This window comes from Methanococcoides sp. DA23, assembly GCF_057593895.1.
The window spans coordinates 1790434-1816492 of sequence record NZ_CM172520.1 but is presented as its reverse complement, the minus strand read 5'-3'; the positions used below and the strand labels follow the sequence as shown (position 1 = coordinate 1816492).

The 26059-nt window shown below is 44.8% G+C and carries 23 protein-coding genes; 12 read left to right on the top strand and 11 right to left on the bottom strand.

From position 1 onward, the window contains the following. Positions 1 to 95 precede the first annotated feature (95 nt). Genes mcrA through mcrB form a run of 5 tightly spaced genes read right to left on the bottom strand, consistent with a single transcriptional unit; the run spans position 96 to position 5027 of the window. The gene (gene mcrA / locus AC20MK_RS08915) at positions 96 to 1814 is read right to left on the bottom strand and encodes a coenzyme-B sulfoethylthiotransferase subunit alpha (RefSeq protein WP_487355484.1); all 1719 of its coding nucleotides are present in this window, start codon (positions 1812 to 1814) and stop codon (positions 96 to 98) included. A 15-nt stretch (positions 1815 to 1829) separates the two neighbouring features. After that, positions 1830 to 2576: a coenzyme-B sulfoethylthiotransferase subunit gamma gene (gene mcrG, locus AC20MK_RS08910; protein WP_487355483.1), complete on the bottom strand. Its 747-nt coding sequence runs from the start codon at positions 2574 to 2576 to the stop codon at positions 1830 to 1832. 13 nt (positions 2577 to 2589) lie between these two features. Further along, a complete protein-coding gene (mcrC, locus tag AC20MK_RS08905; RefSeq protein ID WP_487357094.1) occupies positions 2590 to 3192 on the bottom strand; it encodes a methyl-coenzyme M reductase I operon protein C in 603 nt (200 codons plus the stop codon). Positions 3193 to 3197: 5 nt separating this feature from the next. Continuing rightward, positions 3198 to 3686: a methyl-coenzyme M reductase operon protein D gene (gene mcrD / locus AC20MK_RS08900; RefSeq protein WP_487355482.1), complete on the bottom strand. Its 489-nt coding sequence runs from the start codon at positions 3684 to 3686 to the stop codon at positions 3198 to 3200. A gap of 36 nt (positions 3687 to 3722) precedes the next feature. Next, positions 3723 to 5027, bottom strand: a complete 1305-nt coding sequence (mcrB, locus tag AC20MK_RS08895; protein ID WP_487355481.1) for a coenzyme-B sulfoethylthiotransferase subunit beta — start codon at positions 5025 to 5027, stop codon at positions 3723 to 3725. Positions 5028 to 5447: 420 nt separating this feature from the next. On the opposite strand from mcrB, the gene mmp10 reads away from it, so the two are divergent. Continuing rightward, on the top strand, positions 5448 to 6677 hold the full coding sequence (gene mmp10 / locus AC20MK_RS08890; RefSeq protein WP_487355480.1) for a methyl coenzyme M reductase-arginine methyltransferase Mmp10: 1230 nt from the start codon (positions 5448 to 5450) through the stop codon (positions 6675 to 6677). Between the two features lie 151 nt (positions 6678 to 6828). On the opposite strand, the gene AC20MK_RS08885 is transcribed toward mmp10, so the two are convergent. Continuing rightward, a complete protein-coding gene (locus tag AC20MK_RS08885) occupies positions 6829 to 10266 on the bottom strand; it encodes a DNA polymerase II large subunit (protein WP_487355479.1) in 3438 nt (1145 codons plus the stop codon). A 143-nt stretch (positions 10267 to 10409) separates the two neighbouring features. Here AC20MK_RS08885 and AC20MK_RS08880 point away from each other — a divergent pair, with 143 nt between their 5' ends. The 5 genes from AC20MK_RS08880 (at position 10410) to AC20MK_RS08860 (ending at position 15933) form a co-directional block, all read left to right on the top strand. Beyond that, a complete protein-coding gene (locus AC20MK_RS08880) occupies positions 10410 to 10877 on the top strand; it encodes a hypothetical protein (protein WP_487355478.1) in 468 nt (155 codons plus the stop codon). A gap of 253 nt (positions 10878 to 11130) precedes the next feature. Further along, a complete protein-coding gene (oadA, locus tag AC20MK_RS08875; RefSeq protein ID WP_487355477.1) occupies positions 11131 to 12846 on the top strand; it encodes a sodium-extruding oxaloacetate decarboxylase subunit alpha in 1716 nt (571 codons plus the stop codon). 14 nt (positions 12847 to 12860) lie between these two features. Next, positions 12861 to 14357, top strand: a complete 1497-nt coding sequence (locus AC20MK_RS08870) for an acetyl-CoA carboxylase biotin carboxylase subunit (protein WP_487355476.1) — start codon at positions 12861 to 12863, stop codon at positions 14355 to 14357. 49 nt (positions 14358 to 14406) lie between these two features. Then, complete coding sequence (locus AC20MK_RS08865) at positions 14407 to 15372, top strand: biotin--[acetyl-CoA-carboxylase] ligase (protein WP_487355475.1); 966 nt, start codon at positions 14407 to 14409, stop codon at positions 15370 to 15372. Positions 15373 to 15384: 12 nt separating this feature from the next. Further along, entirely contained in the window at positions 15385 to 15933 is a 549-nt protein-coding gene (locus AC20MK_RS08860) for an S-layer protein domain-containing protein (protein WP_487355474.1), read from the top strand. Positions 15934 to 16149: 216 nt separating this feature from the next. On the opposite strand, the gene AC20MK_RS08855 is transcribed toward AC20MK_RS08860, so the two are convergent. The 5 genes from AC20MK_RS08855 to AC20MK_RS08835 all read right to left on the bottom strand — a co-directional run bounded on the left by AC20MK_RS08855 (position 16150) and on the right by AC20MK_RS08835 (position 20979). Further along, positions 16150 to 17073, bottom strand: a complete 924-nt coding sequence (locus tag AC20MK_RS08855; protein ID WP_487355473.1) for a coiled-coil protein — start codon at positions 17071 to 17073, stop codon at positions 16150 to 16152. After that, positions 17070 to 17729 carry a hypothetical protein gene (locus AC20MK_RS08850; RefSeq protein ID WP_487355472.1) on the bottom strand — a complete coding sequence of 220 codons (660 nt, stop codon included), beginning with the start codon at positions 17727 to 17729 and terminating at the stop codon, positions 17070 to 17072. Before AC20MK_RS08850 ends, AC20MK_RS08855 begins: the two co-directional genes overlap by 4 nt. A 43-nt stretch (positions 17730 to 17772) precedes the next feature. Continuing rightward, positions 17773 to 18063 carry a DUF424 domain-containing protein gene (locus AC20MK_RS08845; protein WP_487355471.1) on the bottom strand — a complete coding sequence of 97 codons (291 nt, stop codon included), beginning with the start codon at positions 18061 to 18063 and terminating at the stop codon, positions 17773 to 17775. 12 nt (positions 18064 to 18075) lie between these two features. After that, on the bottom strand, positions 18076 to 20166 hold the full coding sequence (locus tag AC20MK_RS08840) for a minichromosome maintenance protein MCM (protein ID WP_487355470.1): 2091 nt from the start codon (positions 20164 to 20166) through the stop codon (positions 18076 to 18078). Between the two features lie 117 nt (positions 20167 to 20283). Then, positions 20284 to 20979, bottom strand: a complete 696-nt coding sequence (locus AC20MK_RS08835; RefSeq protein WP_487357093.1) for an RNA methyltransferase — start codon at positions 20977 to 20979, stop codon at positions 20284 to 20286. 220 nt (positions 20980 to 21199) lie between these two features. Between AC20MK_RS08835 and AC20MK_RS08830 the strand changes: the two genes are divergently transcribed. The 6 genes from AC20MK_RS08830 to AC20MK_RS08805 all read left to right on the top strand — a co-directional run bounded on the left by AC20MK_RS08830 (position 21200) and on the right by AC20MK_RS08805 (position 26031). Further along, complete coding sequence (locus AC20MK_RS08830) at positions 21200 to 21574, top strand: ferritin-like domain-containing protein (protein ID WP_487355469.1); 375 nt, start codon at positions 21200 to 21202, stop codon at positions 21572 to 21574. Positions 21575 to 21618: 44 nt separating this feature from the next. Next, positions 21619 to 22278 carry an NAD(P)/FAD-dependent oxidoreductase gene (locus tag AC20MK_RS08825; protein WP_487357092.1) on the top strand — a complete coding sequence of 220 codons (660 nt, stop codon included), beginning with the start codon at positions 21619 to 21621 and terminating at the stop codon, positions 22276 to 22278. 358 nt (positions 22279 to 22636) lie between these two features. Further along, a complete protein-coding gene (locus AC20MK_RS08820) occupies positions 22637 to 23440 on the top strand; it encodes a disulfide reductase (protein WP_487355468.1) in 804 nt (267 codons plus the stop codon). Further along, positions 23440 to 24690, top strand: coding sequence for a (Fe-S)-binding protein (locus tag AC20MK_RS08815; protein ID WP_487357091.1), 1251 nt, complete (start codon positions 23440 to 23442; stop codon positions 24688 to 24690). Before AC20MK_RS08820 ends, AC20MK_RS08815 begins: the two co-directional genes overlap by 1 nt. 86 nt (positions 24691 to 24776) lie before the next feature. After that, positions 24777 to 25412 (top strand): DUF116 domain-containing protein, encoded by a 636-nt coding sequence (locus AC20MK_RS08810; protein WP_487355467.1) that lies wholly within the window; start codon positions 24777 to 24779, stop codon positions 25410 to 25412. Then, a complete protein-coding gene (locus AC20MK_RS08805; protein ID WP_487355466.1) occupies positions 25405 to 26031 on the top strand; it encodes a DUF116 domain-containing protein in 627 nt (208 codons plus the stop codon). Before AC20MK_RS08810 ends, AC20MK_RS08805 begins: the two co-directional genes overlap by 8 nt. Positions 26032 to 26059: the final 28 nt, after the last annotated feature.

The window sequence follows — 26059 nt, the reverse complement described above, 5'->3', positions numbered from 1 at the left end:
TCCGCTATTCAAAATAGTAAGTTACAGGTAAAGTTTCCCTAAAAATAAAAAAAGAAGAAAAAGCAGGCAAATGCCTGCCTTTTAGGTTGTTGAAATTATTTTGCCGGGATGATGAGGGATCTCTCACCAGCAGGCTCGAACTCTTTCAATGCGCCTCTACCGAACTCTTTCCTTGGAGCGGTGAAGTCGAATGGAAGCATGTCGTCTGCGAAGCAGACCTTGATGAGTGGGTTAACTGCCCATGCATCTCCACGTCCAGCATGTGCTGCTGAAGCGATTCCAGTGTAACCACCCTGGTGACCTACATTCATTGCGTAGTTAGGGTAGTTTGGTCCACGAAGCTCTACTGGGAGACCTTCATCGGACTGGAAGGAGAATACATTGGTTGCGCCACACTGATCCTGCAGATCGTATCCGAAGAAACCGAGACGGCCGTGTGCTTCCTTGTGCAGGTACATTGAAAGGTACCATGCGGAGAGACCAGCGTTTCCGTTTCCGGTTGCGAGGGATGTTGCACATCCTGCTGCTGCGGAGAGTACTGTTGCTCTCTGGGAACCACCAAAGTGGTCTTCGAGTGCTGTTGGGTACTTCTCGTAGTTCTCGAGACCATAGATTGTGGACTCTGTTCCGATGTCCTTGACAACATCCATTGTTGCCTTGACCTTGTTGTCGGTACCCTTGTTTGCTGCACCATCGTACTTGTCGTTGATGTAGTCAACGTTGTAGTACATGTTGTCATCAAGGATGTTGTTGGTGTATGCAGCGGTTGCGTACTGTGTGAAACCTACTCCACCAGACATGTATGAACCGAGCCAGATCTGATCGTAGAGCATACATGCTCCACCGACTACCTCGAGAGCTACATGAGCTGGGTCTTCTGCGTCAACACGGCTTGTCTGAATGATATCAGCCATGTGACCGAAGGAAACTCCACCAGGCTCGTTTGGTCCACGAGCACGTCTTGCTGGAAGCATATCTCCCATTGAGATTACACCAGCGTGCTTTGCTGCGTATGAAAGGTCAGCTACTGCTGCTTCACCAGCACACATGTTGTATGCTGCGATGAAGGACATACCGACCTGCATTGCCATCCACCTTGAGGTCTGTGCACCATCTGTTGTTCTGCTAACAACGGTTGGGATGTGTGCTGCCTGCCAGGTTGTCTTTCCGATAGCTGCTTTGAGTGCTTCTGCCTGCTCTTCAGGGAACTGCTTGTTGATGTCGACAAGGAATTGTGGGTCGATCTCGTCTGCAAGTTCGTCGTCACCGGTGAAGATCTTACAGTAACAGTCATCTACCATACCTGGGTGTGTTTCGACCATGTGCTCCTGAACAACTGCTCCGCCAGGGAGTGCGTGGTTGAGTACTTCAAGGTAGTGGTTGATCGTTTCTGGTGTGACTTCTATACCGAGACGCTTCTCGAGTGTCTCGTGAGCCATGTCCATACCGACAATGGTGGTTCTTCTGATGTCATCCCACATCTGCTGCATTGCAGCGTTGTTGACGTAGTGGAGATCATCGGTCTCGACCATGATGTCAGTACCGGAAATGAAGGAAGGTGTAATTGCTCTCTGACCGAGTGGGATACCACCACAGTGCATCATAGGATTGTAACCAACAAGACCTCTCTTGTCAGCCATTTCCTGGCCTGCCTTCCTCATTTCGACCTTTCTTGGGTTCTGGTCAACACCAAGACGGTAGTAGGTCACTTTCTTGTCAGTGATCTCTCCACCTTCCATCTTGTTGTCGCCGTGTTCTTTTGTGAATTTGATTTCCAATTCTTTCTGGAACAGTCTTTTTCTGTCGTCAGCCATTTATGTCACCTCTATTTACTCTGGCTTGAATCCGTATGCGGTTCTCTTCTCAAACACTGTGTGGACCCATTCGATGACTTCTGCGTCATCCCTGAATGCAACATTGTCCGCACGGTAGATTGTGGTTCTCTTTGCAGCTTCTTCCTCGGACATTGGTTTTCCGAAGTCGACCTTTTTGTCGATAGCTCTTCCGACCTGGTCCTTGTGCATAATTACTACGCCGTTCTCAAGGCGGCATCTGTCGAGCATATCGAACATGATACCGTCTTCTGGGAGACGGAGTGAGTGACCGTGCACTGTTGCGCCACGAAGGCTTGCAAGTGCTGGGCAGCTCATTTCTGTCTCGAGCTGGAACTTTGCGATCTCTTCCATGTCTCTCTCACGAGCTTCTACGACCTGACGACCGGAAAGTGTACCTGGGTCGACACCTCTGTAGTTGATAGCTGCTGCGTAGGATCTGAAGTATGGGGTTGATGGTGCGTTGTACATTGAGTCAACGAACTGAACGTACCTTACCCTGTCACCGGCTTTTGCGCCTGGTGTTGCTTCGACCATTTCTCTGATTGAACATTCTGGTTCACCCATCTCAGCGAGTGGAGGGTGTGTGCTTGGGTAGTCGCTACCTGGTGCACGGTGTCCGAGTACGAGGGTCAGATCATCATCAGAGACTTCCCTGAGTTTCTCGACCTTACCGGACATGTGTTTCCTTCTGTTCTCTGCAACGGATGTTGCACCTGGATAATACTGTGCTTCATATGCCATGTTATAACACTCCTTAATTATCGATCGATCTCATTGTAGTTTTAACGGCCTTCACAAGTTCGTTTAGCTTATCCCTTGAACAGGATTCGCCTCTTGTGATGCCTGTTACGATATCCATGACTTTACCTTTCGTCTGGATTTCGCTACTTTTTGGCTTTACAATCTTGGTCTTTATACCTACCCTTGCAAGATCCTCAAAATCAATATTTGCTTGACAGACGATTATTGCCGGGGTATCTGCTTCTTTTAGAATTTCCCTTACTTTCTTAACCACGTGATCCCGTATGTTTCCGGTATGGATAACAGCCAGTTTATGTCTGGATATCTGGGCGATCTCTTCAGGTGTGATCCCGAATGAACCTGATCTCATGGGAGTATCAGGAACGCCGGATCCAGAATTCAATACCAGTACGCTGACCTGTATATCCTCCCTGCGCATGCCGTATGTGAGTTCACATATCGGCTTTGTGATATGTCTTCTTCCCGGGCTCATTGCAACTGCGATGACATCGGGGCGTCCTGTCTCGGAGAGCGTACCGCGCTGTGCGAGTCCTCCTCCTCGACCAAGGCCCATTCCGTGCCTACAATCTACAACTTGTGTTTCCCGGTCGAACAGATCGATCACTCCGCTGGATTTAACATACAGACACGATTACCGACCTTTCCTTTCGGATCTGCTAGCCCTAAAGTAGTCGGGTCAGCATTAGGTCCGCGTTTAGCATAGTCTGAAACGGTTTGCCTCTTTTGTATGAAAAGTCCTTGTCGGAACTCATAGCCCATCGGTAGTGTTCGCTCGCACACTTCTCTGATGTTCTCTCTGACTTCTTCGTTAAGGATCTCCAGCCTTATGCGGCCAACAATTACAGCAAGGTCCAATTCCGTTTCACCGATCTGGATATTTTTACTGAACTTGTGATCAACATCGTGTCCGGTTGCCGGTCCGTATGGTACGGTCTTTGGCAACCTTGGGCCATGTACGAATGCCCTTGTGATACCTTCGATATTGCTCAGTTCATTGAGTAGTTCCTGTGCAGTCTCTGGACTCAGAAACCGTGCTGGACATATCTCGATCTGAATGAGATCTTCTAAATTTGTGACAGATTCGACCATTATGTATTACCTTTGAGATCTGTTAGAACACTTGTATTAGAGCGCCCCTGCAACTGCTTTGATTGGCTCTCTGAATTCTTCGATTGAACCAAACACATTTCCGACAAGTGCAGATGTCTTTTCGATAGTTATCATCTGAGTACCTGCGTCAATTGAACATGCAGCGGATACACAAGGAATTGCGAATCCTCTGGAGTGTCTTGTTACAACGTGGTTACCGTTGAAGATACCTGGACCTCCACCGCCGTAGATTGAGTGGCTGAAGAAAGAGAATCCGACTCCAGTACCCTGTGCTCTACCCATGTCACAGCCAGGAAGACCTGTTTCCTTCTCGAGTATATCGTTGAAGTACAGGATGGTTGATGACACGTTCTGTGCTGCTCTGCCTGCTCCACAGTTTACGAGTGTAGCTGCGAGCTGACCAGCTGCTGCGCATGCGTTCCACATGGAAACGTCATTTGCTTTGTAGAAGTTGTATCCGGATGGTGCTACGTGGTCAACTTCGATGACGCCGAGGTCGAGTGCTTTCTCAACAACTGTATCGATAACTGTGCCGACTGTACCATTCTTAGCGTTCTCTTTAACGATATCATAGACTACGTTGTTAGCGTTAAGTCCCTGATATGCGAATCCGAGTAACTGGTGTCTCTTGAATGAGCCTACTGCGTTACCCATCTCGAACATACCTGCCTGTTCGTAGATTGAGGAGAGTGCAGCAGCATTCATTGCCTTTCTGTTTGTGATAGCAGCAACGTGGTTGGTCATGATGTTCCTCAAGGAGAAACCGAGACCTTCATTCTGCTGTGGTATGCTGAGAATTGATGCAACGTTACCGCCGCTCATGTCCATGGTCTGTGGGTAGCTACCCCAGACAGCGCCCTTTACGAGTGGTGCATCGAACATGTCGGTGTTGAACGTATTGATGATGGTCTCTACAACAGCTGCGCCACTTACTGTGCTTCCTGAAACGAAGTCAGCACCAGCGTCTGTTCTTGCGCTTGGAACCTGCACAAGAAGCTGTTTTCCGCCACCGATCACTTTTACGTTTGTGTCATCATCGTCGCTTACCTTTACAAGGTTTGCAACAGACTCTGCGATAGCATCTGCGTTCCCTACGATATCATATTCAAGACCGCGTCCGAGAATCTGACGTGCTTTGCCACCATACTTGCCGGTTGCGAGACCTTTCTCGATACCTGCAAGATTGACAGCGACAGTCCTCTTTGTGTCTTTGATGATCTTTCCGATTGCTGCATTAGTTGTTGGAGCGAGGTCGTTTATATCTACATCGCTTTCCAACAGTGTACCTCTGTCGTCATATATGTCTATTTTGTCAGACACGTATATTTCCTCCTAATTTTATTACGGGAACTCTTCCTGGAAATCACATAATTGAACTAATGGTCGGAAGTTCTTTCCGATCTCCATTAATGTGTTTTTTATATTTCCAATTGTAGTCCCTTCTAGTCAATTCAAATTTGGAATGCTGTTTTTACGTTTAAAGCTTTTGGATTTGGATAATGTGGGTGCAAATCAATCATGATAAATCATGAACATTTGGGTTGGGGACTGTGATTGGTCTGAATTATTGGTTATCAATACGCATACAAAATACATACGTTTTGATATATTTGTAATAACGAGTATGTATTTCGAAACTTCATATTTTAATTTAGTATGTAATAATATTCACAATATGACTTACCCGATTTTACACCACAAACGTTTTGTATCACATAACTTAAGGTATCACCGATCGATATGGAAATTGTAGCGGATGTTGGAGGTAATCCCGGTGTGGATTGCCGTGGGTTTTGCAGTTATTGCTATTTCAAAAAAGTGAAAGATGTACCTGCGTTTGGTTGTAAACATTGTTTCCCCTTCTCGAAAGGATGTGATTATTGCACACGCGGTGTAAAAGAGCTCTACTCCGGTTTCAAACCCGCCCAATATGTCATGGGGGATGTCTCACAAGCTATTCATTTTGGTAGTGGTGACCTTGAGAAGTTCACAATAAGTGGCGGTGGCGATGTCAGCTGTTATCCTGAGCTCAAAGAACTGGTGACCTTCCTCTCACAGTTCCGCAAACCCATCCATCTTGGATACACAAGTGGAAAGGGATTCACCTCTGAAGATGATGCCGCATTCTTTATCGAGAACGGAGTAACCGAAGTATCATTTACAGTATTTGCCACCGATCCTGAGATCCGTGGAAAGTACATGAACGACCCTGAACCAGAGATCTCATTGACAGTGCTTCGTGAGTTCTGTGCAAATTGTGAGGTTTATGGTGCTATCGTGGTAATACCGGGCATTAATGATGGTGCCGTACTTGAAAAAACATTGAGCGACCTTAAAAATATGGGTGCCGCAGGTGCCATTCTGATGCGTTTTGCAAATTCAAGGGAAGAAGGCCTTATTCTTGAGAACGCACCAATAATGGACAACATCAAGACCCACACGGTAGATGAGTTCACCCAAATAGTTCGCGAAGCCGCATCCAAACACGATCTCAGGATCACGGGCACTCCTCTGGAAGATCCTTTAATAGGTTCTCCGTTCGCCATACGTTTACATGATGACCTGTTGGCACAACTTCCTGAGGTTAGAAAACAGGCCACTATCCTCACAAGCAAGGTCGCTGCAGGCAGGCTGTCCGAAATATTTGACAAACTCGGAGGCACTGTTAATGTGATCGGACTTAACAAGGATATTGGATGTCTGATAACCATTGATGATCTCAATGATCTCGATCTTTCCGAAGTCACCGAAACAGTGCTGATCCCTGGCCGTGCCTTTGTTCACGATCCCGAAGCAAAGGCTGTACTTTCTGCCGATGGTGTTGATAGGATGGTAAGACGTGGTCCTGAATCACTGACCGTTGATGGTGAGATGTCTATCGGCATGACTGAAAAAAAGGTACTTGAAATTGAATTTGAGAATTTCAAAGAACTTATCGAACACATCAATGCGATCGGTATGCCTGTATAAATGATAATTCTGCAGTAATATATAGGACACTTAACGATATGGGCGTCTTGCAACACATCAAAGTCGCAATGTAGTACAATTCACAATATATTGTAACATGTTGGATGGCATGTATCGCTCCATATCCTTTAGTATCCCTGACCTTCCTGCCTCACATGAAGTCGGAAAGTCCCATCTGTTTTGACTTATCATTTTCGAAAAGGGATTTCATATCATAACCTATCAGTTCGATACGTTGTTTTGTATAGCTGGAAACATTATACTCTTCCGCTACTTTTATGGAAACCTGCAGGTATTTCTTAACAGCTCCTTCGTGTACTGTAAGTATCACACGACCACCGCATTTCGGACAACTTCCGGTAAGGGGTGGCCTGCGGAACTTGGCAGCACATTTGACACATCTGGTCCCCTGTCTTGAAAATGCCCTAAGGTTGCCGAACATATCCGGCAGAAAATGTGATGTCAATACCCTTTCCGCAACATCAGGTGCATCCACTGCACGTATCTTCTTAGCAAGCTCAAGTTGCGCGTCCATCTTCTCTACCATGGTCCCAAGGGTCTTGTATGCACTTTTAAGTGGTCCGGCAGCAATATTGGATGTGTCGTGGGTGAACATGAACTCCTCATATTGCAGTGTCGTACCCAATCTGCCACTGACAAGGTCCATTTTATCTTCAAAGTCCTTTGGATTTGCGATTGTTTGGGTAGCTTCATAGAATTCCAGCGGGTAAGATGCACACATATCTATATTGTGTGCTTCCTTATCGACCTCACTTGGATCGAGGCGAGTGGTCAGAACAAGGGGTGCATCCATCTGTCCTCCCCTCTTGTCGGGTAGATAATCACGGGAAAAATTAAGAAGGCCATCCATAAGAAGCATAACGCAGTCTTCATCCCCGTCACAGTTCCTCCTTTTTGCTGCATGGAAGTACGGATGTGCATAACCCACTGAAGCGGTGGTGAATCCGAGAAGTCTTCCAAGGACACCTGCGGATGTGTGGGGTGCAAGTCCCATAAGAAGCACGCCAACAATATCGTCTATGTGTTTTGCATTGTAGTATGGGGCGACCTTATAATATTTCACGAGCAGATCATCAATATACTGTGTGATCCTCAAAATATAGTCGGCAGCATCATATGAGATCACAAGGTCCTGTACCTTGAGGCAAAGTACCTGCTCACTATCGGTTAGAGGTTTGCCATAGATGTCTCTCAAATAACCAAGCTCGACCATCCTTTCACAACTGACACCTATCTCCGATGGTCGTATGTGGGTAAGGGGGATGTCCGACATATCATATCGTACAGTACCATCTTTGAATGTGAACAGATCATGCTTGGCTCGGAGAATACCTTTCTCAAGGGGTTCAGGTGTCATGTGTTTTGACATCATCTTCTTGACGCCCTTGAAGGAATCGAGGTTATCCCTTTCTCCTATACTTTCAAAAGCTTTCTGATAAATTTGTTTGAAATCGATCTTACGCATGCTGGTACAGGTGGTCTTGGAATCACATTTCGGACATTTCTCCTTGTTGACCGAAATACCACATCTTGGGCAGAACAATTTTGGTAATGTGTACTCTCCACAGTCACATCTGAACTCAAAGCCTTCCACTCCACATGCAGGGCAGATCCTATTTCCTATCTCTACCGGTATCATGCCTGCCTTTGAATTCGTGTTGAGCTTGAAACTTGCTGCATTCACGAGCTTTCTGGTGTTCCCGCCTGCCTCTGCAATGGGGAAAAGAGCATGTGGTGCCGGTGTCATTTTCCTTTTATCAGATTTTTCCGGTCGACCCATTCTGGCGCCAATGCGAGTTGGGGCACGTGGTCTGACTGCAAACCCGGCTATCTCATTGATATTATCGAGCACCTCTTCATGTCCGAGTGAATCCCATCCTTTCGAGAGCTTTTCATTGAGTCCCAGGGAATAGATAAGCGGAAGTGGCTCTTCTATAATTATTGTTGTATCCTCTACCTTGTGTTGTACAAGGAGGTCTTCGAGTACCTTTTTCATCCCTGTATCAATTGTCCTTTGCAGTGGTAACTTCAGAATTGATCCGTCCGCTTCAAGCAGACCATTTTCCGAAATACTTTCCGCAAGTGATGTGTACTGGGAATTATCAATGTCATGCCACAGGTATGTGTATTTAGGGTGTAATGGTATGTTCAGTTCCTTGCAAAGGTCCAATGCAATTTCTTGTGTCGGGTCTTTCAGTCTCTCTTCATTGTTTTCTGCATCTGGGGCGGCTTTCCTGTATTCTTGTATCCACCACTCAAAACAATATGGGGAAGGCGCAAGGGGGTGGTTATTCTCAAGGAAATCTCCGTAGTTGATCAGTATCTCACCGATATCAATTATTTCTTCTACTTCGGAACGAAGGGCGTATGCCTCATCGATGGTGTCTATTCTGATAACATCGCCGTTGTTAAGGCGCACAGTGGGTCCTTCAATGGAATCTACAGGGGCCATGCCTGCGGCCTTTCCAGGACGTTCCACCTTTAGCTGTGTTCCGGGTGCAATGAAATCATCCATCACTATCATTCCAGCAGGACTTATGCCTGCAGCTGCGAATGAGGTGTTGCGTGATCGTCCATATCGAAGTCTGAACCCGCCGGGCCTTGATGGATGGGAAAAAACAGGTCTTCCTGCAATGAGATCACGCATATACTTGTCCTTTGGTTTTATCTTCGGCTTCCCATCCGTCTCTTCGTCTTCTCCACTGTCGGATGAACTTTTTACGCCGGATATTAGTTGCTCGAGCCATTCCCAGCCATCGATCTTGAGCTTTTTAACATGCTTTTGTATCTTCGGGGCTTTCAGTGCCAGACCTTCGGCAAGTACCAATGCCATTCCGCCACGTACCCTGTTCGTTTCAATTCTCTCAAGGTTACGGTGTCCTTCGACCTCTTCCGCTTCGGTGGGTTCTCCATCAATGCAGATTGGACAGTTCTCTACAATAAGGCGTATCTCTTCCTCAGAAGGGGTATACTGGAGACTTGCAACCCGTTTGTAGAGCATGATCTCTTCTATGTAACGTTCGACTTCTTCCTTACGAGGTTTGTATCTGTCGATGCCAACGCCTCTGCGTACATAATCTCCAACAAGGACAGATAGTGCCTGTGCTGTACCTCCGGCACTGCGTATTGGGCCTGCATAGAATATGCTTACATACTCGGAACCGTCATCGTTCTTTCCTATGTCGGCACGGTCGATCCCTTCTATGGGGGCTGCTACGACACCTTCTGTGAGCATTGCAACAGATACCCGAATGGCAGCTTCGATAGCTTCTGGTTTTGAATCGAACTCTCCTACCTTTCCCTGAGCTACCTCTCTTCCAAGTGCCAGTGCAGCTTCTTCCCTCGACATCGTTTCTTCAAGCTTGCGTATAAGTTGCGCAACCCCTTTGACACCGATGAGGTTTTCCACACGGTCTGCAAGGTCCTTTGCAAGAGGTATCTCTACATGTGGTTTTGGATCTTTGCCTCTGGATCGGGCATCGTTCACAATATCTATCTCTTCCTTTAGTGTGCCTTCAAGGGTGTTGAAGTACTCCTGCATTTCATCGCTTGCAACTATTTCTGCCATATTGGGTTGTTCTCCCTTCTTGTCAGTGCTTATGGGGTGGGAAATTAAAAAGATGTTGATGTCCATTGAAATTAAACCACATGTTTTTATATTTGTTAAATATATGATTAATTAGTAACATTTAGTTTAATGAGGTGTATACAATGAAATGGGGTATCTTAACAATTCTGTTGATTATTTCAATGCTTTCAGTTCCTGCATCTGCAGATCTTTTTGATGATCTGAACTTTGCTGTGAACGATTTTAATCAGAACGCTGATCAGGTTCCTTCAAGTGTCAAATATGTTATAGGAAATGAAGAAATACTTTTGCTCATCGATATGAACGATGCAAGCATACTTGCTATAAAAGCAGTAACTAATGTGGATCTGGAGGTTATTACTTTTGAAGAAGTGGATGCTGATGATCCTGGTTTTGAACCAGCCCTTATCATAACTACCAATGAAGATGTGGCGAGGGACCTTCTGGACTCCGAAGATGCTGTTGCGGATTTCAATGATGCATATGATAATGAAGAGATCAAGATCGAGGCAGCAAGCACTATGGATAAGATAATTATCTCTGTGGGTGGAGCTTTCTTGAAACTTTTAGGTGCGGTTGGAGTTGTATAATATTGCATTAAAATGCATATTTTAATCCTTCTCTATTTTTCCATTTTTTCATTTTGTTTAGAATTGTGAGACATTGGCGATTCGAGTCTACTGTTGTATTATATTATTATGCAAATAATAGTTATTACGTTTTGTTTATAAACGCTTACCAGAAACTACATAAAAGTATATGTTCAATTAAGTTCAATTTCGGCTTATGAATAACTTATTGATCCAAAGCTGGGTCTGAATTGAGAATTATGAGGTACAAACAATGACAGTAAAAATAACGGAAACTATTCTGAGGGATGCTCACCAATCCCTTCTCGCAACACGTATGCGAACCCGTAACATGCTGCCGATCATCGACAAACTTGATGAGGTTGGCTACTATTCCCTTGAAATGTGGGGTGGTGCAACATTCGATACCTGTATCCGTTATCTGAACGAAGATCCATGGGAACGGCTCAGGGAGCTTAAGAGTCGTATGGATAACACTCCTGCGCAGATGCTTCTTAGAGGGCAGAACCTTGTAGGCTATCGTCACTATTCTGATGACGTTGTGGAAAAATTCGTTACCAAAGCCCATGAGAACGGCATTGATATCTTCAGGATATTCGATGCTGTCAATGATATACGCAACATGGAGAAGGCTATCTCCGTTGCAAAGAATGTCGGTGCTCATGTACAGGGGACTATAAGCTATACAATAAGTCCGGTACATACCGTGGAAAAATATGTCGAGTTTGCAAATGAGCTTGCTGAACTTGATTGTGATTCTATATGCATCAAGGATATGGCGGGTCTTCTCGCACCACACGAGGCATATGAGCTTATAACTTCACTCAAGAAAGAGGTGGGACTTCCTGTGGCACTACACTGCCATTGTACATCAGGAATGGCATCCATGAGCTACCTGGCTGCTTGTAAGGCAGGTGTCGATATTCTCGATACAGCGCTTTCTCCCCTGGCAGGGGGAACTTCCCAACCACCTACTGAATCCATTGTTGCTGCACTCCAGAGGACAAAATATGACACAGGTCTTGATCTTGGGAAATTCACAGCAGCTTCAAAATATTTCAAGGACCTTAAGGAAGAGTTCCGGGGTATCCTTGATCCTATCTCTGAGCAGGTAGATGCTAACGTATTGTTGTATCAGATACCTGGTGGCATGCTTTCCAATCTTGTTTCACAGCTTAAGGAGCAGAATGCCCTTGATAAATATGAGGCGGTTCTGGAGGAAATGCCAAAAGTACGTGAGGAGCTTGGTTATCCTCCCCTTGTCACCCCCACCAGCCAGATCGTAGGCACACAGGCTGTATTGAATGTTCTTATGGGTGAACGTTACAAGGTAATTCCAAACGAGGTCAAGGATTATGTGCGTGGTTTCTATGGCAGATCACCTGCGCCCATCAGTTCCGAAATGATCGCGAAGATCATTGGCGATGAGGTACCTATCACAGTTCGTCCTGCCGACCTTCTCAAACCAGAGTACGAGTCCCTTAAAAAAGAGGCTGAGGAAATGGGTCTTGTGAAGAAGGAGGAGGATGTCCTTACATATATCCTGTATCCTGCAATTGCACCTAAGTTCCTGCTTGGAGAGGGTGAGGAGGAAGAGCTCGTTCCGGTACAGGCACCGGTAGGTGTTGCACCTGTGAGCATGGCCATCCCTACAGATTACAGGGTCGAGATCGAAGGCGAGGTCTTCGAGGTCAAAGTAGAACCTGCTGGAGGTTCGGCTACTGTTGTTGAAAGCTCTTCAAAGCCTGTGGAATGCGAGGGTGCGGTCACAAGTCACATGCAGGGAATGGTCCTTTCCATGAACGTCAGTGTCGGGGATACTGTTGAAGAAGGTGACAAGGTCTGTGTGATCGAAGCCATGAAGATGGAGAATGCTATACATGCTCCTCATGGCGGTGTGGTTAAAGAGATCTTCGTTTCCGAAGGGGATCTGGTCGCTACAGGCGAAGTACTGATGGCCATTAACTAACAGGAGCTCTTATCATGTTCAAGAAAGTCCTTATAGCAAACAGGGGTGAGATCGCTATCCGTATAATGCGCGCATGCAGGGAACTTGATGTTTCCACAGTTGCTGTATATTCGGATGCTGACAAGAATGCCCTTTTTCCAAAATATGCCGATGAAGCATATCATATCGGTCCTTCACCTTCAAGCCAGAGTTATCTGAACATGGACAAGATAATCGAAGTGGCAAAAGAGTCGGGTGCTGAAGGTATCCATCCTGGATATGGTTTCCTTTCAGAGAACCCGATCTTCGCAAAGAAGTGTAAGGCTGCTGGGATCGTGTTCATCGGTCCTTCCAGTGAGGTCATTGAGAAGATGGGTAGCAAGATCGCTGCAAGAAAACTTATGATCGAAGCTGGTGTTCCGGTGGTCCCGGGATATGACAAGGCCATTGAAGATGTGGATGAAGCCCTCGAAATGGCTGATTCCATTGGTTATCCTGTGATGATAAAAGCATCTGCAGGTGGCGGTGGTATCGGTATGAAGGTCGTCTATTCAAAGGACGATTTCAAGTCTTCTCTGGTGTCTATCCAATCGGTAGCACAATCTGCTTTTGGTGATCCCACTGTGTTCATTGAGAAATATGTGGAGGAACCTCGTCACATCGAGTTCCAGATACTTGCAGATAGCTATGGCAATACCGTTTATGTGTCGGACAGGGAATGTTCCATACAGCGCAGGCATCAGAAGCTCATGGAAGAGGCGCCATCTCCGGTGCTGACTCCCGAGCTGCGTAAGGAAATGGGTGAGGCTGCTGTCAAAGCGGCAAAGTCCATAGGTTATGAGAATGCAGGTACTGTGGAGTTCCTTTATTCCAAGGGTGATTTCTATTTCCTCGAGGTCAATACACGTCTTCAGGTGGAGCATTGTATCACTGAACTTGTTACTGGTATCGACCTTGCGAAGCAGCAGTTGCTCATTGCATGTGGAAAGGAACTTCCTTTCAAGCAGGAAGATATCAAGATAACAGGTCATGCATTCGAGTGCCGTATCAATGCCGAAGACCCTCTCAATGATTTTGCACCTTCTCCGGGTAAGATCACCAGGTACCGCTCACCAGGCGGTCCGGGTGTACGTATAGACAGTGGTGTTTATATGGGCTATGTCATACCTCCTTTCTATGATTCGATGGTTGCAAAGCTTTGTACCTGGGGCGAAACTCGCGAAGAAGCTATCAGCAGGATGAAGAGGGCACTTTATGAGTTTGTCATTGTTGGTGTAACTACCAATATTCCATTCCATAAGGCTGTCCTTTCCAATGAGGCGTTCGTACGTGGGGACCTGACCACTCATTTCATCGACGACCATAATATCCTTGAGGCAGTAAAGGAAGTCGTGGAGATGGAAAAGGAAAAAGGTTTCACTCTTGCATCGGTACTTGGTAATAATTCACGTAAGACAGCAGCTGCTACTGCGGCAGTCAGTGCTTATGTAAATGCTGCAAAACAGCAGTCAAACTGTCAACAGACTAAATAAGGTCTGTTGATATATTGTTCTATTATCATTTGAATTTGGGGGTTATTACTTGACTGACAAGAAAATGGATATAATCAGAGCTTTGAAGAATGCAGGAACTGATCCAATTTCCGGTGAAGAACTTGGGCAAAGACTTGGTATTTCAAGGACGATGGTCTGGAAATATATTAAAGCACTAGGTGAGGAAGGCTATGTCATAAAATCCTCGCCTGGTTCCGGTCATGTTCTTGTCTCATCGCCCGACAAACTTTATCCGTCGGAGATACTGGATGGTCTTGACACGAGTATCATTGGGGTTGATATTCGGTATTTTGATGAGGTGGATTCGACCAATGATGTCGCAAAGAAGATGGGACCACTGTCAGATGAAGGGTCTGTTGTAATTGCTGAAATGCAGGACAGCGGCCGTGGTCGCAAAGGCGGGCACTGGATATCTCCAAGAGGCGGTGTCTGGATGTCCGTTATCCTTAAACCGAATGTGGTTCCTGCATATGCACCTCGCTTTACTCTCATGGCCGGAGTTGCCGTTGCACGGGCAATTCGTGAATTTGGTATTGAGGCATCTCTTAAATGGCCAAATGATGTTTTGGTCGGGGATAAGAAGGTCTGCGGTATTCTGACAGAAATGGATGCGGAAGCCGATCAGATCAATTTTATTGTCATTGGTATGGGTATCAATGTCAATGTGTCCATAGAAGACCTTTCTGAAGATATTCGGTCGAGTTCAACAAGTCTTAGTGAGGTAAAAGGCGAAGATCTGGATAGGATCGCTTTTGTTCAGGCATTGTTGAAGGCAATTGAAGATGAATATGTCCGATCTAAGACATTAGGTTTCGATTCAATTCTTGAGGAGTGGAGATCTCTGTCCTCAACTATAGGTCGGAATGTGGATGTGGTGACACCTCAAAGGATGATAAGCGGAAAAGCAGTAGGTATCACTGAAAATGGTACTCTTCTTGTGGAAACTGCGGAAGGTCTGGAAGAGATCGTTGCCGGAAGTTGTATTCATAAATAATAGGTGTGGCACGTGGAACAAAGAAAGTTAAGACATTTACTTTCTATCCTATTGCTATTTTTAATATTTTTTATTTGTGTCTTCCCTGTATCGGCTGCAAATGATGATGTCCGCATCCGAATTATAGATGGCAAGGGTATTTTCATTGAAACCCATGGAGAATGGCAGTTCAGTCAGGGTTATCTCTTTGTGGTCAAGGATGTGGATGATGATGGCAATGTTTGGGTGGAACTGTCACTCGATGGCGTTGCTCTCAAAGATGAGATCTTGGGCGAAGGTTCTGTTTTCACCTACTCGCATAATAATTCAAAAGAGATATTTAATATTACTGTGGATGCCATTTACTATGGTCCTGATGGCGAATTGATCACATTCACTCCGGTGTATCAATATCTTGACCCCTCACTACCTGCACCTGTGTTGGAGGGGCCGGACAGTTCTCCAACCATTCCGATTATTCCTGTCGAAAATAATAGTACGGCAGAGAACGTTCCAGGATTCAGTTTTGTTATGGCTGTTTTAAGTATGGCTTGTTTTGTAATTTTCAAACGTTTTTCCTGAAATAAATAATTGGAATTTAACAGCTATCATTCAAAAAAGTTGTTTGAGATGTCGACAAATGGTCATAATGAATCGACTATGTCTATAGTTCTATCTATCGAGCTGAATATGGTCCGACTGAATATACGCTGAAAATAGGTTCTTTTAATTATGAATGAACCTAAAAATGATCAGTGATCAAATAAAATGCAAAATAAAAAAAATGAGATAATAAGCTTAAAGCTTAAGATCTCCTTTTTCCATCAATAATCTAAGGTCTTGAAGACTCATCCTTCCTGTCTTCTCAAACTTCTCTTTTGCAACAATGTGTTTTTCATCCAGTTTCTTCTCATCCTTTTCAACCTGGATCTCATTGAGCTTGTCAAGATATATGCTGAGTTCATCTCTGAGTTCTGATATCTTTACTTTCAGTGGATCGATCTTTTCCCTAATTGGTGAGACGACATCATAGGTCTCTTTGATCTGAGCATGATGGAGGTCTGCTTCCTTTCGAAGTTCATCGATCTTCTTGTAGGATGCAAGCATTGCAAGATGATGTTTCTGTGACTCTTCTGCAAGTCCCTTTACATCCTTTCCAACAGTCCCATCGGCTTTGTAGATCGACTCTGATGATCTGTATGTTTCCACGATCTTGCTATGTAGCTCATCAGCCTGACTTGCAGCACCGATCCTCTCTCCAAGGTCGGAAAGTTTTTCGAAAATATCGATCTCATGTTTGAGGGGAATATCTGCATTTAAGAACTTATCAAGTTCAGCAGCATATGCCTTTGACAGAGATTCCACACTTCCGCGGGATTGCTTGTTGTATTCATCACGCTTTGTTTTAAGCTCGGTGATACTGCCGGTGACCTTGTCCTTTTCGCTGCGGATCTGGTCTCTTGTGCCTTTTATCTCTGAGATCTTCTCATTAGCGATATCACGAAGTTTCTTCTCTTCGCGTGCTTTTGTTGCAAGTTCCTTTACTTGCGCGTTAAGCTTGTCCCTTTTCTCTTTAAGCTCATCGATATTTGTGCGATGCAGCTTCAGATCTCTAAAAACACCTTTCAGGGTGCGTTCGTTCTGTGTGATCTTTGTCCTGTAATCGTTAACGGTGTTCTTCAGGTCCTTTTCACTCATGGTTGATACATCTGTTGTGGTCATGCGTCAGCCTCCGGTGTGTTCTCTTCAGTGACAGGATTCTTTTCCCAGTGTTCAAGGGCTTCATTATGGCTCTTTATTCTGTTCTCAAGCCATCCGTGGCGTGGTGAGATCGTCTTAAGTTCCTCAGTTGCTTTATGGAATTTTTCATCAAGGGCTTTAATACCAATGGTCCCTGCAAGCTCATTGCTGGCTTCGATAGCACCATTGACCTTTGCTTTTATCTGCTGGACGGAGCTCTGGACGGTTTCATGTGTGCTCATACCATCAAGCTTGGTCAATAGTTCCTCAACTACTTGCTTTTCTTCATTGATATCGATGAGGCGCCTTACCTTGGTAAATCCGTCATTTGCAGCATGCATAAGCTTGTTATCAAGCAGTTTGTCATCGATATCAGTGAACATGTTCCCAAGAACGTTCTCTGCCTGATGGTAGAGCTGTTGACGTTTTTCCTTTAGGACCTCAATACGGGTCAGGGTGTCTTCTTTTTCCTGCTTTGAGGACTCTATCTGTTCTTTCAGTGCCTTTGATCTTCCATCGAGCTCGCTGAACTCTTTGTTGTATTCTTCCAGAAGGCGCTTGTGTTTTGCTACTACGCTTTTGATAAGCTCATCTTTGTCAAGAATGGAAGTTTCATTACTCATATTACTTTCACTCATATTTACACCAATATTTTGATAAATGTAAAATTAAATGTAAAATTCATAATCTGTATATTTGGGCATGCGGTATGCCATCGATGTATATTACACATTCTGGATCAACGGCACCAGAATCAATGGCGCATTGAACTGAACGTTTTCCAAATATGTTTGCACTCGGAGCATTCCTGAGTGCTTGTATGATGGTTTCTTCGGGCGCTATCTCCCCTTTGTAGAAACCTTCCGATATATCTATTACAATGTCACCTTTGGTAAGCTTTTTTCCGATCAGTTCCTTGTCGCAAACAGCAACTATCGTCTGATTCGGGGATCTGTGTATTTTCAGGTACATATGTTCACCTTATTATACTAATTTTATGTGCTTGTTATCAGGGGATAACAGGTCACCCTGCTTTTTCATCTTAGATATAAGCTCTTCCGCTCTTTCCCTACTTATCTCTTGGGTCTCGGCTTCTGCATATACCTCTTCAAGCGGTGCCTTTGCGCCGGCATGCCTTTCGCTGACAAGTTTGATTATATCTTTGATATGATGTATCTTGTCACGCTGGCTCTTGCTGGTTCCGGATGCAATTACATCCACGTCGAAAGCTCCTGTATCCGGGTCTACTCCGACCTGGCGCATACATGCCATGGATATTCGTGTTGTCCTTTTCGCATCATCAATGGTCACTACATTGCTTAAACGTATGCGTGCGCTTGCTTCAGCGAGTCTTACAAGGGCTTCGAGCTGTCTTGCAGTAACAGGTACCGGTGAATCTTTGCCTTCTCCCTGTTTTCTAAGGTCAAGATAGTAATTAATAATATGGTCTCGGGCATCATCTTCCATTACCGGGAAGATCTTTCTTCTTGCATAGGCAACGTATTTTCTCATGAAGTCATTATCAATGGTGGGCATAACGACAGTCATATGGGACTCCACCTCTTCCTTTGTAATTGTGGAATTTGGGAGTTTTTTCCTTTGTTCGTTCAGCTCCCCTGCATACTGGGATTTCAATATGTGATGTGCGATATTACTATCCTTGGTCCGGTCGGGCACATCCAGAAGTATGAATATGAGGTCGAACCTTGAGATGAGTGCCGGAGGCATATTGATCTGTTCTGCAAGCCCTTCGTATTTATCGAACCTTCCATACTTCGGATTGGCTGCACCGAGTAATGCACATCTTGATTTCAATGTTGCAAGTATGCCTGCCTTTGCTACGCTGATGGTCTGCTGTTCCATGGCTTCGTGCAGGGCACTTTTATCTTCCTTGCTCATCTTGTCCATCTCATCAACGGAGGCAAGACCCATGTCAGCCATTACAAGCGCACCGGCTTCCAGTGTCCAGCGTCCGTCCCCAAGGTCATCCTTGACAGCTGCAGCGGTAAGACCACTGGAAGATGCACTTTTGCCTGAAGCAAAAACACCACGTGGTGATATCTTTACCATGTATCGGAGCAGCTGACTTTTTGCTATACCGGGGTCACCAACAAGCAATATGTGTATGTCTCCTCTGACCCTTGAACCATCTGGTAGCATCTTGGGCACCGCTGAGAACAGCTGTAAGCTGAGTGCTTCCTTTATGTCTTCATATCCGTAGATGGAAGGTGCGATGGAGCCTCTGATCATCTTATAGATCTCAGGGTTTTTTCCCAGCTCAATGATGCTTTCTTCCTCTTCCGGCGATATGTCGAGCTCATCGAATTCCTGGTCCATATATTCGATGGAATTGGCATGGAGGACAAGGTCGTAAAATGTCGATTTACCTTCTCTCAAAGTTCTCTGGTGGGACCGGAGTACTCCATTGATGACAAGACGGTCACCTGGTTTAACAAGTCCTGCCAGATCGTCCTCTGCATCGACATCAAGACTTTGTGGCTGATGACCACCTTTCAGGCTTTCCGGTGACTCCTGTACCTGAAGTTTTTGGGCATCCAGGAATGTGGACTGGTCTATCAGAAGCTTGAATGGCCCCTTCTTTCCACAGGATTCATTTTCACAATCAGTAGGTTCCACGAACTTAGGACCGCCCTGTGGCTCAAAACTGGTGTTCTCACACCTCATGCACATAAATGCTGCATTTGTTATCTTTGGCCTGACTTCGGTAGCTTTGCGTATCATACCTTCGATGGATATGAACTTTAGAAGATGCTTGCTTCGAAGTTCTCTGATAGCTACCTTATTGGGGACGTTTATGAACTGGACATGAGCATCATCGAGTTCCTTCTCGATAGGTATGTCTATCTCCCTTAATGCCTGTTCAGCATAGGGTATTACGTCATCCGGGTGCTCAAGTAGTTCGTATGCCAGGTCTGCATCGAATTGCTCGAGGTCGGGAAAATCAACAACAATACTTCTGAGCTCAGGGTACTCATTCGCCAGCAGGAGTATTTCATCCCAGTAATAGCGCTTAAGAAAATCCCTGAACTTTTCATCCCATTTTATTTCACTCATGTAATCCACATTATTATGTTAAAATGATACCTCAGGTATCGGAGATACCAGAATACCCTATGTACATATCAATATTTCGAGTCAATACTTTTAGAATGCTATAATGCATGGTCCTGTTCATTTGATATGGCTCTGGACCTTTCCAAGAAAACCCCTTAATGTCTGCACTTCCCTTGGCATGAGCTGTGCCCTTCCGAATATTCTTTTAAACATCAGGTGCGTCTTTTCTTTTTTGTGTGCAGGGTACTCGATGTCATCAAGGACCTCCTCGATATGCTCATATAATAATCTCAGGTCGAACCCGTCTGCAAGACTGTTCTCACCTGCTGTTATCTGGCTCATTTCATAGAGTATGATGGTGACCGCATGTGAAAGGTTCATTATCGGATATATCTCGGATGTAGGTATGCTTACTATCACATCACTGAGTTTAAGCTCCTCGTTGGTGAACCCGTTATCTTCCCTTCCAAAAAGGACTGCAACAGTTCCATTCGTTCCGCTGAACTTTTCCTTTAGTTCCCTCGGGGTGTATGGTGGCATACGTATATGTTCATCGACTTTCAGTCCTGTGATGCCGGTGGTCGCAATGACTATATCACTGCCTTCAAGGGCCTCTTCGATGGTATCAACTATCTTTGCTCCCTCAAGGACATCGTATGCATGGGATGCAAGTGCCCTTGCTTCCATTTTCAGTTCACAGGGGTTCACGAGCGTCAGGTCATAGAACCCGAAGTTCTTCATGGCTCTTGCAACCGATCCTACATTTCCCTGGTATAAAGGCTCGACAAGGATAATTTTCAGCTCAAATGTCATCCATTCTCTGAATATCTCCAATACATGTATATTTTGCGCAACCTGGTATCAGGGTTATGCAATATCAGTAAAGGCTATCTTTAATAAGAATGGTATTTCACTGGCTGCTATTTCTATAACGATACGGTCATTTAATTACAGTCCTGTTCCGTATTCCATAAACATTATTACTGATTCTGATAATCTTACATTTGCAAATTTGATTTAGGAGGCACATAAAATGAGTTTACAAGATATTCTGAAAGCTACTTTTAAAGGTGAGACTACTGAAGTTGGATGGTACTTTGCAATGTCCAGGCAGGCAGAGCGCGAAGGTCATTTTGAAGCTGCTCTTTACTTCCGCCAGATCGCAATGGATGAAGCATGGCATGCAGCAGAGGTCGCTGAACTCCTGGGTCTTGTAAAGGACACCACTGTCGAGAATATCGAAATGATGCTCGAGGGTGAGACAATGGCAGAGGGTGAGAAGGCAGAGGCTGCAAAGATCGCTCGTGATGAAGGTAACGAAGCTGCAGCATTGTTCTTTGCAAAGGCATCACTTGATGAGGCAAGACATAAATCAGGTCTTGCAGGGCTTCTCAAGAAAATTAAATGATCTCCAGACCTTTGAAGTGATGTGAATATATCGGAAGTGGGATGATGGCATCGGACATACTTGATAAAAAAGCTATTCTGCAGCGGGATAGGGAAACCTATGCCATTGTCCCACGGACTCCGGCAGGTATTATTAGTGTTGATGGATTGCAGCGTGTTGTGGATGTTGCAAAAAAATACAATGCCACTCTTAAATTCACTTCTGCACAGCGTGTAGCTATTATTGGATTGATGGAAAGTGATCTTGATGATGCGTGGTCTGAACTTGGGATGGAGCCTGCAGCATCTATCGGAAAGTGCGTGAGAAGTATAAAGGTATGCCCTGGTATCGATAACTGCAAAAGGGCACAACAGGATGCTCTTTCTTTAGGCCTGGTCCTTGATGAACGCTATCATGGTATGCAATTACCTTCCAAGTTCAAGATGGCGGTGAGCGGTTGTATGAATTCCTGTTCAGAACCTGCGGTGAGGGATATAGGTGTAATGGGTACTCCGAGGGGATTTACTTTGCTGGCAGGTGGTAATGCGGGAATAAGGCCACGAATTGGTGATGTGATCGCTGAAGGGTTGGATGAAGCTGAAGTCCTTGAAATGATCGGAAGGATCATTGAACTCTATATGAGCTCTGCTAAGAAATATCGTCTGGGTAGACTTATCGATGACGTTGGGCTGGATGCTTTTAAGAGTAAGGTCAAGCTTTTGTGATCTGTTTTTTCCTTGCATATTAATGGATAATCCTTTGCAATGCAGGCAGGGACAATGCCTTAGATGAATACAATTCCAGGCTTTCATCTTCTTTGGTCTGCTCAGTATCCTTTGCGACTATGCTGGGCAGGGTCTGAATATTGCATTAATTTACATACAATTTTAAATTGCACCTTGTTCTAACAGGTTTAACAAAGTGTTTGCTTTGATGCGTTTTCTTACTTTTGCTGTAAGTTATGTTTATGAAAATGTTTAAATATAATTGGTTCTACCAATACACAAATCATATTTAATATTCACGATAATTTTTAGAAATATATAATAGTGTCACATCTTGGCAATATCAGGAGGATAATTTATGAGTATGGAATATTATAGTGGACTTTCTGTGGAGGTCTCAAACAGTTTCGGAATGCTTACCGAATCTATGAGGATCACATTCGCAGCGGTCATGATCATGGCCACGATCGCCATAGCGATCTTCATGATCGGTATGTACATAAATCTTAAAAAATGGAGCTTAGGTTCTGAAGGGTATGGTCTTGCCCCTTCCAATGGAAGCATCTTTACCTTCCCTAAAACCCTGGCTTATCAGATGAGTGCAAAAGGGCATGGACATGGCCAGAGTATCATTGCAACATTGATCGATGCTGCTTTCCAGAGGCGTGCTCTAAGGCGCAGTCCTGGCAGATGGTTAATGCACCTTGCTATCTTTGGAGGCTGGATCGCATTATGTATTATGTCAATTGCAATGTTCGTTGTAGAACTCATCTACCTTGCAGGCGTTCACGTTCTCGACCCTGCAGTTTTCAGGGAAATGCTCAGCTTGCCTAATGACATATTCAGTTACATTCTGTTGGTAGGTATCATTATTGCTATCTACAGGAGACTCTTTGTTGCAAGGGCTCGTAACAGTACCATTGCTTTCGATTCAGGTCTTCTTATCGGTCTTACTATCATTGTAGTTACAGGGTTTATTGCTGATGGTATCAGGAACGGTACCTTCTGGGGTCTGGGGATGCATTCCGAACTTGCACCACCTGCATCACTGTTCCACGTTGTGATCTCATTGCTATTCTGTATCGCATATATTCCATTCAGTAAGTACATGCACATGATCGTAGGTCCACTTACTCTTATGGCTAACAAGGGAGGCGAATAATCATGAAAGGCGAACCTTCAATTAACGTTAACAACTTTACCGCTGTCCAGCTCATGGAGCTTGACGCATGTGTACGCTGTGGCGAGTGTGTCGAATGGTGTCCAACATATGACGCTGCCGGCAAGCCTGCAGGACTTGCACCAAGGGACAAGATCCTTAGGTGGAGTCAATACATGAACAAGTCATACGGTCTTCGTGCAAGACTTTTCGGTCCAAAAGCAATTCCTGAGGAAGAGATCGAAGCATTCAAGGACGATGTATATGGCTGTACTACCTGTGCAATGTGTGCAACCGTTTGTGAAATGGCCATCAACACTGTTGAGCTATGGGAATCCATGCGTTCCAATCTTGTCAAGCGTGGAAACGGTCCATATGGTAAGCAGGGTATGTTCGTCAAGCTGATTGGCGAGTACAAGAACCCCTACATGGAAGATAACAAGAACAGGCTTAACTGGATCCCTGAAGATGTCAAGATCGCTGATAAAGCTGATATCGTTTACTTCGGTGGCTGTACTGCAGAACTGAAACAGACAAAACTTGCATTCGCAACAGCACGTGTGCTCAACAAGCTTGGTATAGAGTTCGCTATGCTCGGTGAGGATGAGGTATGTTGCTGTTCCGCACTTGTGAGGACCGGTCAGTACGAGATCGAGGACATTGCAAGGAAGGCTGCAAGGAAGAACGTTGATGGGATGGTTGCAAAGGGTGCAAAGACAGTTGTCTATGCATGTGCAGGATGTTTCAGAGCGTCACTTGTTGACTGGCCAAGATTACTCGGTGAAGAACTTCCGTTCAAGGTAATGCACATCACAGAGTTCCTTGAAGGACTCATCAAGGAAGGCAAGGTCCAGTGGGAAAAACCATTCGACAATCTTACTGTCACATACCACGACCCATGCCACCTTGGACGTCACGTAGGTGTGTTCGAGCCACCAAGGAGTGTCATTAATGCCATTCCAGGTCTCAACCTTAAGGAAATGGACAGGATAAAAGCACATCAGCGCTGCTGTGGAGCTGGCGGTGGTGTAAAAGCAGGTATTCCTGACCTTGCTCTTAAGATCGCTGAGACTCGTGTGCAGGATGCTCTTGCAAAGAGTCCGGATATCCTTTCAAGCGCTTGTCCGTTCTGTAAGAGGAACCTTTCCGATGGTAGGGATTCCGTTGGTGCTAAAGAGCTTGTTGTCGAGGATGTAGTGGTTCTTACAGCAGAAGCACTTGGTATCAAACTTGATGATTGTGTAGAGGGCTGATCTCTACCTTTTCATCTTTTTTTATTCTTTATTTTTGAATTGCTTTTACAGTTAGTTTTAAATAATGTTCTCTCTCTTTCTGGCACATGGAAATTCCCTATGAGTTCTTAGGAAGAATATTCGTATATGTGTTGCTAATTACTTTTTTAGGTATTCTTGCAGCACTTTCTATAGGGTTCTATAGTTTCAAGAAACGAAAGTTCATATTTCCGAGCTTTGTCCTATTCATGTTATATCTGTTCTATTCACCGTCAAAATGGGTCTGCAGTGTGTTCTCTATAAGGGAATCCCTTGTTGATGAGATCCTTGTGGAAGTGCGTAATGCGGTAATGCTCGATGATTTTCTAAAAAAGGAAGGTCCTCGTGCAATATTCCTGCCTCAGTGTATGCGTAATGCAAGTTGCAGGGCAAGATGTGATCCGATACTGGGCTATGAATGTAAGATCTGCGGACTTTGTGATATCGGTATTATCTGCGAAGCTGCCGGCAAATATGGCTTCAGGGTATTTGTGATCCCTGGGGGAAGTTTTGTCAAGAAGATCTTCAAGACCTGCAAACCAGCTTCATGTATCGGCGTGGCATGCTACAATGAGCTTGCAGAAGCCATGGAGGAAATGTCTTTCATTCCTGTGCAGGGTGTTTGCCTTTCAAAGGATGGTTGCTTCAATACGTCCGTGGATGTGGCTGAAGTGATCAGTAAGATGGAGATGTGCGATGTATAATCTTATTGGGAAGGTCCTTCTGGCCTTTGTGATCTTCTCTGTTCTTATATCTGCACTTGCTCTTTTTGTGAGCCGTGTGAGCCTTAAGCGTCATGTTTGGCTTTCCGGTTTCTTTGCAAATGTTCTTGATTTCTTTTATTTGCCCCTTAAGTATCTATTTTGTAAATTTTCAGACCCGCGTATATTGGACAAATGGATGGTATCCTTGAAAAATGCAGCAAATCGGTCTGATTTTGCCGGGACTGAAAAGCGCTTGTTGTTTGTTCCGCACTGCATGCGTTCATTGGATTGTCCTGCATATGCTACAAAACACGGGATACAGTGTAAGTCCTGTGGGAAATGTGTGTTCAGCCAACTCAAAGGGGACGCGGAAAAGTATGGTTATGAATTCTATATTGTGACCGGTTCATCCTTTGTTAAGAACATCCTTAAGGACAGGCGTGCAGACGGTGTGCTTGTCATTGCCTGTGATTATGAAATAAACAAGGGCATGCGTTCATTGGCTGGCACGGGAATCGTTACATACGGCATCCCTATGCTCAATGATGGTTGCTACAATACAAAAGTGGATGAAATGCTCGTAGCAGACACGTTGCAAAAGTTCGCTCAAGGTCAATGAAAATAAGTATCTTGTTCGTTTAAAATAA

Excerpts from the sequence above, each read along its gene's own strand:
- AC20MK_RS08845 (WP_487355471.1), bottom strand. The coding sequence starts at position 18,063 with ATGTACCTGAAAATACACAGATCCCCGAATCAGACGATAGTTGCTGTT.
- mcrD (WP_487355482.1), bottom strand. The coding sequence starts at position 3,686 with ATGGTCGAATCTGTCACAAATTTAGAAGATCTCATTCAGATCGAGATA.
- mcrA (WP_487355484.1), bottom strand. The coding sequence starts at position 1,814 with ATGGCTGACGACAGAAAAAGACTGTTCCAGAAAGAATTGGAAATCAAA.
- AC20MK_RS08830 (WP_487355469.1), top strand. The coding sequence starts at position 21,200 with ATGAGTTTACAAGATATTCTGAAAGCTACTTTTAAAGGTGAGACTACT.
- AC20MK_RS08885 (WP_487355479.1), bottom strand. The coding sequence starts at position 10,266 with ATGGCAGAAATAGTTGCAAGCGATGAAATGCAGGAGTACTTCAACACC.
- AC20MK_RS08870 (WP_487355476.1), top strand. The coding sequence starts at position 12,861 with ATGTTCAAGAAAGTCCTTATAGCAAACAGGGGTGAGATCGCTATCCGT.
- AC20MK_RS08805 (WP_487355466.1), top strand. The coding sequence starts at position 25,405 with ATGTATAATCTTATTGGGAAGGTCCTTCTGGCCTTTGTGATCTTCTCT.
- AC20MK_RS08880 (WP_487355478.1), top strand. The coding sequence starts at position 10,410 with ATGAAATGGGGTATCTTAACAATTCTGTTGATTATTTCAATGCTTTCA.
- AC20MK_RS08835 (WP_487357093.1), bottom strand. The coding sequence starts at position 20,979 with ATGACATTTGAGCTGAAAATTATCCTTGTCGAGCCTTTATACCAGGGA.
- AC20MK_RS08820 (WP_487355468.1), top strand. The coding sequence starts at position 22,637 with ATGAGTATGGAATATTATAGTGGACTTTCTGTGGAGGTCTCAAACAGT.
- mcrG (WP_487355483.1), bottom strand. The coding sequence starts at position 2,576 with ATGGCATATGAAGCACAGTATTATCCAGGTGCAACATCCGTTGCAGAG.
- AC20MK_RS08825 (WP_487357092.1), top strand. The coding sequence starts at position 21,619 with ATGGCATCGGACATACTTGATAAAAAAGCTATTCTGCAGCGGGATAGG.
- AC20MK_RS08810 (WP_487355467.1), top strand. The coding sequence starts at position 24,777 with ATGGAAATTCCCTATGAGTTCTTAGGAAGAATATTCGTATATGTGTTG.
- AC20MK_RS08855 (WP_487355473.1), bottom strand. The coding sequence starts at position 17,073 with ATGACCACAACAGATGTATCAACCATGAGTGAAAAGGACCTGAAGAAC.
- mmp10 (WP_487355480.1), top strand. The coding sequence starts at position 5,448 with ATGGAAATTGTAGCGGATGTTGGAGGTAATCCCGGTGTGGATTGCCGT.
- AC20MK_RS08840 (WP_487355470.1), bottom strand. The coding sequence starts at position 20,166 with ATGAGTGAAATAAAATGGGATGAAAAGTTCAGGGATTTTCTTAAGCGC.
- oadA (WP_487355477.1), top strand. The coding sequence starts at position 11,131 with ATGACAGTAAAAATAACGGAAACTATTCTGAGGGATGCTCACCAATCC.
- AC20MK_RS08850 (WP_487355472.1), bottom strand. The coding sequence starts at position 17,729 with ATGAGTGAAAGTAATATGAGTAATGAAACTTCCATTCTTGACAAAGAT.